Source organism: Streptomyces sp. NBC_00510 (assembly GCA_036013505.1).
Taxonomy (GTDB): domain Bacteria; phylum Actinomycetota; class Actinomycetes; order Streptomycetales; family Streptomycetaceae; genus Actinacidiphila.
In genome coordinates, this window is sequence record CP107851.1 from 960,268 (window position 1) to 974,438 (window position 14,171).

The 14,171-nt window shown below is 72.0% G+C and carries 10 protein-coding genes; 5 read left to right on the plus strand and 5 right to left on the minus strand.

All coding sequences use genetic code 11. The annotated features are described in order from the left end of the window. Positions 1-124: 124 nt before the first annotated feature. Positions 125-3,931: a GH92 family glycosyl hydrolase gene (locus OG937_04265; GenBank protein WUD70947.1), complete on the plus strand. Its 3,807-nt coding sequence runs from the start codon at positions 125-127 to the stop codon at positions 3,929-3,931. Positions 3,932-3,988: 57 nt separating this feature from the next. On the opposite strand, the gene OG937_04270 is transcribed toward OG937_04265, so the two are convergent. Both OG937_04270 and OG937_04275 read right to left on the minus strand, forming a co-directional pair. Next, complete coding sequence (locus tag OG937_04270; protein WUD70948.1) at positions 3,989-6,211, minus strand: TIGR03767 family metallophosphoesterase; 2,223 nt, start codon at positions 6,209-6,211, stop codon at positions 3,989-3,991. A gap of 303 nt (positions 6,212-6,514) precedes the next feature. Next, the gene (locus OG937_04275) at positions 6,515-7,270 is read right to left on the minus strand and encodes an SGNH/GDSL hydrolase family protein (protein ID WUD78628.1); all 756 of its coding nucleotides are present in this window, start codon (positions 7,268-7,270) and stop codon (positions 6,515-6,517) included. 257 nt (positions 7,271-7,527) lie between these two features. Here OG937_04275 and OG937_04280 point away from each other — a divergent pair, with 257 nt between their 5' ends. Together OG937_04280 and gap are read left to right on the plus strand one after the other, a co-directional pair. Then, on the plus strand, positions 7,528-8,478 hold the full coding sequence (locus OG937_04280; GenBank protein ID WUD70949.1) for a DJ-1/PfpI family protein: 951 nt from the start codon (positions 7,528-7,530) through the stop codon (positions 8,476-8,478). Between the two features lie 136 nt (positions 8,479-8,614). Then, positions 8,615-9,613: a type I glyceraldehyde-3-phosphate dehydrogenase gene (gap, locus tag OG937_04285; protein WUD70950.1), complete on the plus strand. Its 999-nt coding sequence runs from the start codon at positions 8,615-8,617 to the stop codon at positions 9,611-9,613. A gap of 49 nt (positions 9,614-9,662) precedes the next feature. On the opposite strand, the gene OG937_04290 is transcribed toward gap, so the two are convergent. Then, positions 9,663-10,127 carry a YcxB family protein gene (locus tag OG937_04290; GenBank protein WUD70951.1) on the minus strand — a complete coding sequence of 155 codons (465 nt, stop codon included), beginning with the start codon at positions 10,125-10,127 and terminating at the stop codon, positions 9,663-9,665. A 131-nt stretch (positions 10,128-10,258) separates the two neighbouring features. On the opposite strand from OG937_04290, the gene OG937_04295 reads away from it, so the two are divergent. After that, a complete protein-coding gene (locus OG937_04295) occupies positions 10,259-10,597 on the plus strand; it encodes a hypothetical protein (GenBank protein WUD70952.1) in 339 nt (112 codons plus the stop codon). A gap of 13 nt (positions 10,598-10,610) precedes the next feature. Here OG937_04295 and OG937_04300 read toward each other — a convergent pair whose 3' ends face one another. Continuing rightward, positions 10,611-11,465 (minus strand): GNAT family N-acetyltransferase, encoded by an 855-nt coding sequence (locus tag OG937_04300; protein ID WUD70953.1) that lies wholly within the window; start codon positions 11,463-11,465, stop codon positions 10,611-10,613. Positions 11,466-11,560: 95 nt separating this feature from the next. After that, positions 11,561-12,931, minus strand: coding sequence for an alpha/beta hydrolase (locus OG937_04305; GenBank protein WUD70954.1), 1,371 nt, complete (start codon positions 12,929-12,931; stop codon positions 11,561-11,563). Between the two features lie 210 nt (positions 12,932-13,141). On the opposite strand from OG937_04305, the gene OG937_04310 reads away from it, so the two are divergent. After that, complete coding sequence (locus OG937_04310) at positions 13,142-14,128, plus strand: winged helix-turn-helix domain-containing protein (GenBank protein ID WUD70955.1); 987 nt, start codon at positions 13,142-13,144, stop codon at positions 14,126-14,128. Positions 14,129-14,171 lie beyond the last annotated feature (43 nt).

Consider the following 14,171-nt stretch of genomic DNA (forward strand, 5'->3'; position numbering starts at 1 on the left):
GCGACCCCCGCCGGTCCGAAAGTCACACCAACACCCTTGACACCACCGGTGCCTTGACCCCCTACTAGCCCTTGCACAGCGAACTTGACAACGTTGTCTAGGCGCAGAAAGGGTGCTCGCGCATATGCAGCAGAGAGCTGCCCGGCACAGATGGAGTTCCTCGGCGGTCGTGTTGGTGACCGCCCTCGCTCTGGCCGCGGCCACGCAGCAAGCGGCGGTCGCCGTGCCCGAACCGGGGCCGCACGTCGACACCTTCGCGTCGTCGTTCGAGTCGGGCGATCCGGCGCCCGACTGGCGCAACACGGTGGACACCGCGGCGGACGGGTCCAAGCGGGCCTCGGGTGTGGACGGTGGCTACAGCACCGGCATCCCCGGCAACCTCAACGACCACGTCACCGACATCCGCGCCAACGGCGAGTACACGGACTCGGGCGAGGTGAAGGAGAACCTCGTCGACGCCGAGCCGGGGACCAAGTGGCTGGTCTTCCAGCCCACCGGCTGGGTGGAGTTCGACCTCGACGGCCCCGCGAAGGTCGTCACCTACGCCTTGACCTCCGCCAACGACGCCGCGGAACGCGACCCGCGCGACTGGACCCTGCAGGGCTCCACCGACGGCAAGGACTGGAAGACCCTGGACACCCGCTCCGGCGAGTCCTTCCCCGAGCGGTTCCAGACGAAGTCGTACGACCTCGTGGAGCCCGCCGAGTACCAGCACTTCCGGATCGACATATCCAGGAACAACGGCGCGTCGGGCATCACGCAGCTCGCCGACCTGCAGCTGTCCACGGGCACCACCGGTGACCCGGTGCCGCAGGACATGCTCTCGCTCGTCGACCGCGGCCCGAGCGGCTCGCCGACGGCGAAGTCGGGCGCCGGCTTCACCGGTACGCGGGCGCTGCGCTACGCGGGCCGGCACACCGGCGACGGCAGGGCGTACTCGTACAACAAGGTCTTCGACGTCGACGTCCCCGTCCGCCGGGACACCGCGCTGTCGTACCGGATCTACCCGTCGATGGCGGACGGCGACCGCGACTACGACGCCACCAACGTCTCGGTGGACCTGATCTTCACCGACGGCACCCACCTCAGCCGTCTGGGCGCCACCGACGAGCACGGCTTCGCGCTCACCCCGCAGGGGCAGGGCGCGGCCAAGGTGCTCTACGTCAACCAGTGGAACGACGTCGTCTCGCGGATCGGGTCGGTCGCCGCGGGCAAGACCGTCGACCGCATCCTGGTGGCGTACGACTCCCCCAAGGGCCCGGCGAAGTTCCGCGGCTGGCTGGACGACGTGACGCTGAAGCCGCTCGCGCAGGAGAAGCGGAAGGCGCACCTGTCGGACTACGCGCTGACGACCCGCGGGACCAACTCCAGCGGCAGCTTCTCGCGCGGCAACAACTTCCCGGCGACGGCCGTGCCGCACGGCTTCAACTTCTGGACGCCGGTGACCAACGCGGGCACCCTCAACTGGCTGTACGACTACGCCAAGGCGAACAACTCCGACAACCTGCCCACGATCCAGGCGTTCAGCGCCAGCCACGAGCCCAGCCCCTGGATGGGCGACCGGCAGACCTTCCAGGTGATGCCGTCGGCCGCCTCCGGCACCCCGGACACGGCGCGCGGCGCACGGGCCCTGGCCTTCCGGCACGAGAACGAGATGGCGCGCCCCTACTACTACGGCGTGACGTTCGAGAACGGCCTGAAGACGGAGATGGCCCCGACCGACCACGCGGCCGTGCTCCGGTTCACCTACCCCGGTGACGACGCGAGCGTGCTCTTCGACAACGTCACCGAGCAGGCGGGCCTGACGCTCGACAAGGAGACCGGCACCTTCACCGGCTACTCCGACGTGAAGTCCGGGCTGTCCACCGGCGCCACCCGGCTGTTCCTGTACGGCGAGTTCGACGCGCCCGTCAGCGAGGGCACGTCGAGCGGCGTCAAGGGCTACCTGCGCTTCGACGCCGGCGAGGACCGCACCGTGTCGCTGCGGCTGGCCACTTCGCTGATCAGCATCGACCAGGCGAAGGACAACCTGCGCCAGGAAATCCCGGGCGGCACCTCCTTCGAGACGGTGAAGAAGCGCGCGCAGAAGCAGTGGGACAAGCTGCTGGGCCGCGTCGAGGTCGAGGGTGCCACCCCGGACCAGCTGACGACGCTCTACTCCAGCCTGTACCGGCTGTACCTGTACCCCAACTCCGGCTTCGAGAAGGTGGGTTCCAAGTACCAGTACGCGTCCCCCTTCTCCGCGATGCCCGGTCCCGACACCCCGACCCACACCGGCGCGAAGATCGTGGACGGCAAGGTCTACGTCAACAACGGCTTCTGGGACACCTACCGGACGACGTGGCCGGCGTACTCCTTCCTGACGCCCGGTCAGGCCGGTGAGATGGTCGACGGGTTCGTGCAGCAGTACAAGGACGGCGGCTGGACCTCGCGCTGGTCGTCCCCCGGCTACGCGGACCTGATGACGGGCACGTCCTCGGACGTGGCCTTCGCCGACGCCTACGTCAAGGGCGTGAACTTCGACGCCGAGGCGGCGTACGACGCGGCCGTGAAGAACGCGACGGTCGTCCCGCCGCAGTCGGGCGTGGGCCGCAAGGGGATGACGACCTCCCCCTTCCTCGGCTACACGAGCACCGACACCCACGAGGGCCTGTCGTGGGCGCTGGAGGGCTACCTCAACGACTACGGCATCGCCGAGATGGGCAAGGCCCTTTACGAGAAGACCGGCAAGAAGCGCTACAAGGAGGAGTCCGCGTACTTCCTCAACCGCGCCCAGGACTACGTCAACCTCTTCGACCCGCAGGCGGGCTTCTTCCAGGGGCGTGACGCCAAGGGCGACTGGCGGGTGGACTCCGCGAAGTACGACCCGCGGGTGTGGGGTTACGACTACACCGAGACGAACGGCTGGGGCTACGCCTTCACCGCCCCGCAGGACAGCCGGGGCCTGGCCAACCTGTACGGCGGCCGCGACGGTCTCGCGGAGAAGCTCGACGAGTACTTCTCCACCCCGGAGACCGCCTCGCCCGAGTTCGTCGGCTCCTACGGCGGCGTCATCCACGAGATGACGGAGGCCCGGGACGTGCGGATGGGCATGTACGGGCACTCCAACCAGGTGGCCCACCACGTCACGTACATGTACGACGCGGCCGGCCGGCCCTGGGAGACGCAGAAGAACGTCCGCGAGGTGCTCTCCCGCCTCTACACCGGCAGCGCCATCGGGCAGGGCTACCACGGCGACGAGGACAACGGCGAGCAGTCGGCCTGGTTCCTCTTCTCCGCGCTCGGCTTCTACCCCCTGGTGATGGGCAGCGGCGAGTACGCCGTCGGCTCCCCGCTGTTCACCAAGGCGACCGTCCACCTGGAGAACGGCAAGGACCTGGTCGTCAAGGCGCCCAAGAACAGCACGCGCAACGTGTACGTGCAGGGGCTCAAGGTCAACGGCCGCTCCTGGACGTCGACCTCGCTGCCGCACTCGCTCCTCGCCAAGGGCGGTGTGCTGGAGTTCGCCATGGGCCCGAAGCCCTCGTCGTGGGGCACCGGCAAGAACGCCGCGCCGGTGTCGATCACCCAGGACGACAAGGTGCCCGCGCCCCGCGCGGACGCCCTCAAGGGCGACGGCGCCCTGTTCGACAACACCTCGGCGACGGACGCGGCGGTCACCACCGTCGACCTTCCGGTGGACGGACGCACCAAGGCCGTCCAGTACACGCTGACCTCGTCGTCGGACCGTACCAAGGCCCCCACCGGCTGGACCCTCCAGGGCTCCTCGGACGGCACGCACTGGAAGACCCTCGACAAGCGCTCCGGTGAGCCCTTCACCTGGGACCGCCAGACGCGGGCCTTCTCGGTCGCCTCTCCGGGCGGTTACACCCAGTACCGCCTGGTCCTGGACACCGAGTCGACCCTGGCGGAGGTGGAACTGCTCGCCTGATCCGCTCACGGCGACGGGGGCGGGCGCGGAGTGGACTCCGCGCCCGCCCTCGTGGTGTCAGGGGGCCAGCAGGTTCAGCCAGGTCCCGGTCCGGACGGTGCCGTCCGCGGGCAGGCCGCGGGAGGACTGGAAGGAACGCACCGCGGTGTCCGTCGCCGGGCCGAAAGCGCCGTCGACGGTCAGTCCCGCCCCGCGGGTGTTCAGCAGGTACTGCACGGCGGAGACCGCGGGTCCTACGTCGCCCTGCTTGAGCGTCGCGACGACGAGCGGCTGCCAGGTCGCGGGGCCGACGACGCCGTTCGAGGGCAGACCGCGCGAGGTCTGGAAGGAACGGACACCGGCGGCGGTCGTGATGCCGAAGACGCCGTCCACGGCGAGTCCCACCCCGCGGGCGTTCAGCAGGTACTGCAGCGCCCTGACCCGGGTGCCGCTCTGGCCCTGCTGCAGCAGGGGCCAGTCGGGCGCGGGCGTGCCGGCGCCTGAGGGCAGCGCGAAGGGCAGCGGGAGCAGCAGCTGGGTGTTGCGGGCCGTCGGCGCACCCCGCCGCAGGTCGATGCCGCGGGCGACGGACTGGATGTCGTTGGCGGCCAGTTCGCGCGCCAGTGAGGCGAGCGCGGCGGGGGTGCCGGTGTCCCCGCCGTACGACAGCGGGGCGTCCGCGTCGACCATGGTGGTGAAGATCGACAGGTGACCGCCGCCCTCGGCGATCTCGACGATCCGGGACTGCACGGGCCAGTCGATGTGCGAGGCGGTGTTCACCTCCCAGAATCCGGCGCTGAGCGCGGAGGTCCAGGCGGGCTTGTGCGCGGTGATGTTGTTGGTGTGCGTATGGCCGTCCACCATCAGGACGACGTTCGGGAAGCGCAGCAGCTTGTCGCGCAGGTCGGCGCCGCTGTAGGGCGCGTCGTCGTCCGTGTTGTCCATCGAGTCGAGCGTGTGGTGGCAGCAGACGACGATCAGCTTGTCCTTGACCCCGGGCTGGGTGACGACGGTGCCGGGACCCGTGCCGTTGGCGCGGTCCGTCTCGTAGCGGGAGCTGTTCGCCTTCAGCTGCGCGTCCAGCCACTCCCACTGCGCCTGGTCGAGGGCGCCGTCCGCGCCGCCGCCCGGGTTGGTGGTGTCGAGCACGAGGACCTGGACGAGGTCGGAGGGGCCGGAGGGTATGGCGTAGTACGCCCGGTCGCTGCCGGAGGTGAAGCCGTGTCCGGCGGGGGTGCCGGTGGTGCGGAAGTGCTCGGCGACGAACTCGCGCCGCTCCAGCAGACGTCGTGCCGGGTCGGCGGTGACCTTCTCGGTGTCGAGGGTGAAGTCGCCGGTGATGATGTCCGTCAGCAGCTCGAGGTAGTAGGCGGGCCCGTTGTCGAAGACGTCGGGGACGCCCTCGATCTGGGTGATCTTCGTCGAGCCGGTGGCGATGCTCTTGAGCGGGTCGAACGGCAGGACGCCCGGCGCCACGTTGCCCTGCACGAGGCCGTCGTGGTTGCCGTAGGCGGCGTACCAGGGCATGCGCAGGCCGCCCGCGGTGAAGGGCCTGCGGGCGGCGGCGAGCAGACCGGTCACCAGGGGGAAGCCGGCCACCTCGTTGTTGTCGGCGGGGCTCTGCCGGGCCTGCGGGTGCCAGTAGTGGACATCGGTGCCGAACCGCCCGCTGCTCACGCTCTCGTCGAGGGCGAGGTTGCCGGAGTCGGGGGTGACGGTGTTGCCGTCCAGCAGGTCGATGTACCAACGGGTCTCGTTGTACTGGCAGTTGTCGACCGCGTCGCCGGTGACGACGGTGAAGGCCAGCGGTGCGCCGGTCCGCGGCCCGCGTCCGACCTGCCGGACGGCGCGGCACATCGCGTCGGTCGTCTGGGTCGACAGGAACTCGTGCGCGCGGTACGCGGACTCGGTGGGATACGAGTTGTAGTGCGGCGGGCCGTAGTCGGCGAGCCGGTCCAGGCACTCGACGCGCAGCGGTGACTGGTCGTCGACGATGTGCAGGTCGGACATCTGGGCGAAGGCGATCAGCGACCGGGTCACCGTGGGTGCGGTGACGTTGGCCAGGTCCTTGCGGACGAGGTGGGGTTCGCCGGGCCCCGCGACGATCCCGCGGTAGCCGGACCCGAGGTCCGGGCCGCGCAGGAGCGTACGGTCCAGGGTCGACAGGCCCGGTGCGGAACCGTCGTCGGCGGTGGTCCGGGGGGCGGCGGCCGCGAGGCCGGCGAGGCCGCCCGGGGCGACGGTGGCGGTCACCACGCTCGCGGCGGTCGCCATCAGCATTCTTCGGCGCGTCAGAGACATTCCGCATCCTGTTCGGTCGTCAGCCGCCGTACGCGGGCAGCACGGCATGGCGGTGGGGGACGAGGGAGGCGCGCGAACCACCCGGTCGTGGAGCGGAGGACCGGGCCCGCCAAGAGTGGCAAAGGGAGGGCCCGATCGCAAGGAGTGGTACAGCCACTCATCCACTTTGTGACCGACTCACTTCTCGGTGACGGCATGACGCGACCCCGCACGGACCTTCGGGCACGGCCGTACGGGGTCGCCGGGGAGGCGGAAGGGGCCGGACCGGACCGGGCCGGCCCCCGGGTGCGGGAAGGTGGGTGGTCAGCTGTTGGCGTTCAGCACGGGGTAGTAGCCGCTCGAGTGGCCCTTGGCGGTGGGGTGGTAGGACTCCCAGCTCGGCGAGACCACCAGGGAGTGCAACCAGTCGTCGCCGGAGCACAGTTCATGGCCGTTGAAGGTCCCCCGGACGTCGCCGAAGACGAAGCCGTGGGCGGCGGCCCGGGCGGCGATGACGCCGTCGAGGACGTCCGCGGCCTCGTCGATCTTGCGGTGCTTGGTGTCGGACAGACCGACGCACAGCACGTTCAGGGTGTACACGCGGGGATAGCCGAGGACGACGACCTTGGCGTTGGGGGCCTTGCCGCGGATCGCGTTGTAGGTGGCGTCCAGGCGGGCGGGCAGGGTGTTTCGGGCGTAGTTCTCCGCCTGGGTGACCCGGTTGACGCAGTCGGTGTCGGAGCCGATCACACAGGTCGTCATGACGTCCGAGAAGCCCGCGTCGTTGCCGCCGATGGTGAGGGAGACCAGACCGGTGGAGGCGTTCAGCGGGCCGAGCTGGTTGTTGGTCACGTCCGTGGTCACCGCACCCGAGCAGGAGGTGTCGGCGAAGGAGGAGGGGGCGTGGGCGTTCTTCCAGAGGTACGGGTACGCGCTGAAACTCCGGTGGCAACTGCCGCTGGCGCTGTCGTAGTTGCCCGCTCCGTTGCCGGCGGAGTACGAGTCCCCCAGCGCGACGTAGGCGGGCCCGGCGGCGTGTGCCGGGGTGGACCACAGCAGGCCGAAGGCCAGGGTGACGATCAGGGTGGCCAGGGCCGACAACGACGTGGTGCGTCTCACGGAACCTCCCTGGGCGGAGAGTTGACTACCACTTGGTAACCCCGGACCCGGCCCGTTGGGAAGTGTCCATGACAATGGAATGTTAAAATTTCTTCGCGCGTAGATCCCGTGTTCGGCTCACAGCCGCTTCCGGGCCGGGGAGGCACCGGGCGGCCGGTGGCAGGATGCTTGCGGTGGTGGCCGGCCACGCCACCGGGCGGAGAGCCGGAGGAGGCCCGTTGAGCCGCAGGAAGAACCATCACGTCGTCGTGCTCGTGCTGGAGGGTGCCAAGCCGCTGGACGTCGGGATCCCGGCGCAGGTGTTCTCGAACCGGCCGAGCATGCCCTACGACGTGCGGGTGTGCGGCGCCGCGCCCGGGCTGGTGACCGGCGGCGACGGGCTGTCGTACCACGTGGCGGAGGGTCTGGAGGCCTTCGAGGACGCCGACACCGTCTTCATCCCCGGTTACCGGGAGCCGGCCGGCGCCGAGCCGCCCGCGGCGGTCGTCGGAGCGCTGATGGCGGCGCACGAGCGCGGGACCCGGCTCGCGGCCATCTCGACCGGGGCGTTCGCGCTGGCGGCGACGGGCCTGCTCAACGGCAAGCGGGCCACGACCCATTGGCACTACACCAAGGCCCTCGCCGAGCGGCACCCCCTGGTGAAGGTGGACGAGAACGTGCTGTTCGTGGACGAGGGCGACGTGCTCACCTCGGCCGGAGCGGCGTCCGGCATCGACCTGTGCCTGCACCTGGTGCGGCGGGACCACGGCGTCGCGCTCTCCAACCACGTGGCGCGGCGGCTGGTGGCGGCGCCGTACCGCAGCGGGGGCCAGGCCCAGTACGTCCCCCGGAGCGTGCCCGAGCCGCTCGGCGACCTCTTCGCGGGCACCCGCGAGTGGGCCCTGGCGCACCTGGCCGAACCGCTGACGCTGGAGACGCTCGCCCGCAACGCGCGGGTCTCGGCGCGCACCTTCTCACGGCGGTTCGTGGAGGACACCGGCTACACGCCGATGCAGTGGGTGCTGCGCGCCCGGGTCGACCTGGCGCGCGAACTGCTGGAACGTACCGACCTGGGCGTGGAGCAGATCGCCGACCGCGTCGGCCTCGGCACCGGCGCGAACCTGCGGCTGCACTTCCACCGCATCCTCGGGACCTCCCCCACGGAGTACCGGAACACCTTCTCGGCCTGAGCGGCGGGGCAGTGGCGGGATCCTTGCGATCGTTGGCGAAAGGTATGGCGGGATACTTGCGCATGCTGTCGTTCAGGCCACTGCCGCGGGAGCCCCCGCATGCCGAACATGGAGGCGGCAACGAAAGGAACCCGCCATGACCCGCATCGCCGTCAACGGATTCGGCCGCATCGGACGCAACACCCTCCGCGCCCTCGTCGAACGCGGCAGCGACCTCGAGGTGGTCGCCGTCAACGACCTCACGGCACCCGAGTCCCTCGCGCACCTGCTCAAGTTCGACAGCGCGCTCGGCCGGCTCGGCCGCACCGTCGAGGTGGACGGCTCCGAGCTGGTGGTCGACGGCCGCCGGATCAAGGTGCTCGCCGAGCGCGAGCCGGCCAAGCTGCCGTGGGCCGAGCTGGGCGTCGACGTCGTGCTGGAGTCCACCGGCCGCTTCACCTCGGCGGAGGCCGCCCGCGGGCACCTGGACGCCGGCGCCAAGCGGGTCCTGGTCAGCGCCCCCTCCGACGGCGCCGACGTCACCCTCGCGTACGGCGTCAACACCGAGGAGTACGACCCTGCCCGGCACGTCATCGTGTCGAACGCCTCGTGCACCACGAACGCCCTGGCCCCGCTCGCGTCCGTGCTGGACGACCTGGCCGGCATCGAGCACGGCTTCATGACCACGGTGCACGCCTACACCCAGGAGCAGAACCTCCAGGACGGCCCGCACCGCGACATGCGCCGCGCCCGCGCCGCCGGTGTGAACATCGTGCCCACCACCACCGGGGCCGCCAAGGCCATCGGCAAGGTGCTGCCGAAGCTCGACGGCAAGCTCTCGGGCGACTCCATCCGCGTGCCCGTGCCGGTGGGCTCGATCGTGGAGCTCAACACCACGGTCTCCCGCGAGGTCACCCGCGAGCAGGTGCTGGACGCCTACCGCGCCGCCGCCGACGGCAAGCTGAAGGGCATCCTCGACTACGCCACCGAGCCGCTGGTCTCCAGCGACATCACCGGCCACCCGGCCTCGTCCATCTTCGACGCCGCCCTCACCCGTGTCGACGGCCGCCACGTCAAGGTGGTGGCCTGGTACGACAACGAGTGGGGCTTCTCCAACCGGGTCGTCGACACCCTCGAACTCCTCGCCCGCGCCTGACCGTCGGCCGGGGGCCGGCAGCACACGCCGGCCCCCCGACCGCGCCCCGTCAGGAGAACGGCCGGTACCAGGGCCGCTTCACCGGGGGCAGCCGCCGGGCGAAGAAGGCGGCGACGACGGCCTGCTGGGTCTCGTCGAAGGCCCGCTTGGGGAAGAACCCGTAGGCCCCGCTGACCTGGCGCAGGTACCAGAACCCCGCACGCTCCCGGGCGTCGCGGTAGGCGTCCCAGCCGACCTCCGCCTGCGAGACGGTCGTGCGCAGCGTGTAGGTCTCCTCCGTCAGCCGGACGGTCCACGGTTCGGTGAACTGGCGCGCGATCCTGCGGACGGCGAGACGGACGGCGACGACCTCGAGGAAGAACGGCATGCCGATCCCGTAGAAGAGGAGCCACTTCTTCGGCTCGTCCGAGAACAGGGACAGCGCACCCAGCAGGGCCAGGAGAAGGCCGAGGACGGTGACCCCACGGATGGCGGGCGAACTGCGGATCGCTCTACGGTACTCCCGTCCCGTCATCTAGAACGTCGCAGTCAGGTCCACGGCCGGGTACCGCCTTCGTCGAGGGTGACGGGCTCCACGGGCCCGAACGCCGAGAGGTTACCGGGCGCCCTGAACGCGCCCGTCCCTGGGGGATAGGATCGCGCGCCGTGGCGACCCCGAGTTTCATCGACTGCTGCGCCGGGCCCGAACTCGCCTGGGTGCGGACGCTGTACGAGTCCCACCACGACCAGGAGTCCCTGCTGTGCTGCACGGGCTGCCGGACCTTCTGGTTCCACCGCTTCCACGAGTACCCCGACTGGTCCGGCGGCGGCGACGACCTGACGACCTGGTACACCCGCCTCACCCCCGCGGAGGGCGAACGTCTTCGCGACGCGGCCGACCCGTCCGCCGAGGACCTCTCCTTCCTCCGGACGCGCCCGGGCTGGATGGACGACGCCCGCGGCTCCCGCCGGGTCGACGGCGCGCCGGACCACCCGCACGGCTGACCGGCCTCCCCGGCTACTGCCCGCGGGCCGGCTGACCGGAGATGAGCAGGGTGGTGCCGGCCGGACGGAAGCCCAGGCGGGCGTAGATGCGGGCGACGGCCCGGTGCGCGTAGGCCAGGAAGACGGTGCGCACGCCGTGATCGCGGGCGTGGGCGGCGAGGGCGGCCGTCACGGCGGCGCCGAGGCCCTGGCGACGGGCGGTGGGGAGGGTACCGACGCCGCCGATCTCCGTGGTGCCGTCGGCAGGATGGTGGTGGCCCGCGGCGAGCGGGGTGCCGTCGGGGGCGAAGGCGGCGATGAGCGTCTTGTGGCCGGCGCGGAGCGAGGGTGCGGTCGTCGCGACCGTGGTGTCCGCCCGCAGTGCCTCTGCGGCCGCCGCCAGTTCGACGCGGCCCGCCGGGCCGGTCGCGGTGCCCTCGTCGGCGAACGCCAACCCGGGGAGGGCGAGTACGGCGGGGAGGGCGGGATCGTCGGCGTGCACCTCCCGGATCGTGACCTCGTCGGGGAGGGGCTGCCGCGGCAGCGGACGGCGGGGGTCGAGGACCATCAAGGGGCGTTCCGCCACCGGGAGACCGGCTGCCTCGATGCGCCCGCGCAGTGACGGCGTGACCTCCGCGAGCCATTCGAAGGCCTGCGGCACGCCGAGTTCGCGCTGCCGGGCACGGACCCGGGCGATGTCGTCCGCGGAGGGCGCCCCGCGGCCGCCCACCGCATCGGGGCGGGCGTGGTTCGGCCCGCCGTAGTAGGGGGTGCCGGGCTCCTTGCGGACGAACAGGCACAGGGAGCCGAACCTCTCGGCTTCGGCGAACAGCAGCGGCACCGTGGCGTAGTAGCGCTCGATGCGGTCACGCGGGGACGGCTCGGTCATGGGGTGCAGGGGATCACAGGCCGCCGGGGCGCCGCATCCGGATTGACGGATGCGACGCTCCCGGCGGCCCGGCGCCCCCGCGGCCCGCGCGGCCGTCAGCGCCCGAGCAGGAAGTCGTGGACCGCCTGGCGGCCCTCGTCGCTCGCCGCCCGGCTCTGCACGGAGTGGGCGGCACCGTGGACCACCACGACCTGGGCCCGCGGGGTCAGCTTCTTCTGGTCGTACAGCCATTCCAGGGGCGTCGACAGGTCCCGGTCGCCGCCGAGGAGGAGCACCGGGACGCCGGGGAGGCGGCGGTGGGCGGCGGGCAGCGGCGGGGCCGGGGTGCGGGGCCAGTCGAGGCAGCTGAGCATGGAGCCGAGGCCCGTCGCCGTGACGGCGTCGAAGGGGCCGTGGTCGGCCGGGGTCAGTTCGGCACCCGCCTTCTCCAGCGCGTCCCGGCGGCCGGCGACCGGGGCGTCCGACCTGCCCCAGGGGTAGCGTCCGTCGAGGCACAGCGTCGAGGCGTGGAGCCCCTGGCTGAGTTCCTCCGCCGTCGCCGCGCTGCCCTGCCGTACGCCCTGGATCAGGCCGTTCAGCAGTCCCGGGTCGCCCTCGGCGGCCTGGTGGAGGGCGTCGATCATGTCCGCGTAGTCCGGGTCGACGAACTCCCAGGTGGTGAGCGCGTCCAGCACGTCGACGCCGTTGCCGTAGGTGTCCACGACCTCGGCCAGGTCCGCCGCCGGGTCCGTGGCGCAGCCGATGCTCTCGCACGCCGCCGTCAGCACGCGCGGCGCGGCCCGCATGGCGGCCAGGTCCATCGGGTCGTAACCGGTCTGGGGCACCACCGAGTCCAGCACCATCCGGGCCACGTGCCCGGGGTGGGCGAGGGCGTACCGCTCGGCGGTGTACGTGCCGTAGGAGACACCGTCGAGGGTCATCTTCCGCACGCCCAGCGCGCGGCGGAGCAGTTCGAGGTCGGCGACCGTGTCGCCGGTGGCGTAGAAGCGGCGGTCGCGACCGATGGCCGCGGCGCAGTCCCGCACCGCGCCCGCGGTGGGCGGTGTGAGGTCCGACGACCCCATCTGCGCCTGCAGTTCTGGGCACTGCAGGGCGTTGCCGCCGGTGCCGCGCTGGTCGATCATCACGAGGCGGTAGTCCTTGAGCACCGGCTCCATGGCCTTGGCGATCCGTTCCACGAAGGGGACGCCCGGCTGCCCGGGACCGCCCGTGAGGAACAGCAGGACGCCCTTGGGGGCGTCCGCGTTGTCCCCCATGGCGACCTTCAGGCCCAGCCGGCCCCGCACCGCGCCGCTGTGGTCGAGCGGAACCGTCAGCGTGGCGCAGCTGAAGCCCTCCAGGCCGGGGCAGGCCGCGGTGCCGGAGAGCCCCCCGCTCCCCCCGGCCGGCCCCGCGGTGCCCCGGTCCTGGGCCGACGACGTGCAGGTGCCCGCCACCATCAGCAGGCCGACGGCGGCCAGCGCCACCGCCGCCCGTGCTCCGGACCTCCGCGTCCCCCGTGCCTTTCCGGCCCCGCGCATCGCCCGCATCACGCACACCCCCGCTTTCCGGTGTCCTCCGTGCCCCTGCCGTCCGTCGGCCATCAGACTGCGCCAAGGGGGCTCGCCACGGCGAGGTTCCGTGCCACGATTCGAGCACGTTCGAAGGAATCAGGGTGAGGGGCGGCAGGGGCAGCGATGATCGAACTCACCGTGGACGCCGCCGGGTTGGCCCGGTCCCACTTCGCGGTCTCGCCGCTGCACGAGGTCTCGGCGACGCTGCTGCCGTGGGGCCTGCGCCCCGGACCGGAAGCCGATCCGTGGGTGAGCCGCGCCCGTCGTGTGCTGCGCCGTGCGCGGCTGCCGTTGCTGTCGGAGCTGGCGCTCGACGGGGGCGGCTACGTACCGGACTTCCTCAGCCCGCATCCGTCCGGTCCCTCGCCAACCGTCGAGGAGGAGCTGGAGCGGGTGCGGGCCACGCCGCCCGACCGTGTCCTCGGCGAACTGGAGGCGTTGCGCGAAGGCCGCCCCTGCAACGGGCTGGCCGGAGCGGAGCTGCCGCCCGGGGTGCGGCGCGCGATGGGGCGGGGCGGCGGGCACGTCGCCCGGCAGGTCGCGGAGGAACTGCGGCGCTACTGGGAGCTCGCCTTCGCCCCGCACTGGCCCGACGCGAGGGCCGCGCTCGACGCGGAGGTCGACCGGTGCGCGGGCGTACTGGCCCGGCAGGGCGCCGCGGGGCTGTTCAACTCGCTGCACCCCGGGATCCGGTGGGACGGCGGCACGCTGCGCGTCGAGAGCCGCTTCTCGGTGGGCCTCGCCGTTCCCCTGGTGGTCGTGGTGCCGTCGCTGGTGTCGGGGGCGCCGGGGGTGGTCGTGGATCCGGTGCGCGGCGGGCGGCGGCCGCCGATGGTGGCCTTTCCCGTGCGGGACCGGCCCGCCGCGCCGGTGCCCCCGTCCGCCGAACTGGCCAGGCTGCTCGGCCCCACCCGGGCGGGGCTGCTCGGGGCGCTGGCGCGGCCGGCGTCCACCACGCAGCTCGCGGCGCGTCACTTCCTGAGCGCCGCCACGGTCTCGTACCACCTGGGGGTGCTGCACCAGGCCGGTCTCGTCACCCGTTCCCGGTCGGGTCGGACGGTGCTGTACCGGCGCACGCCCGCCGGGTCGCGGCTGACGGGGCGGGGCTGACCCCCGGTGGCCCGGCCCACCGGGGCCACCGGGGCCACCGGGG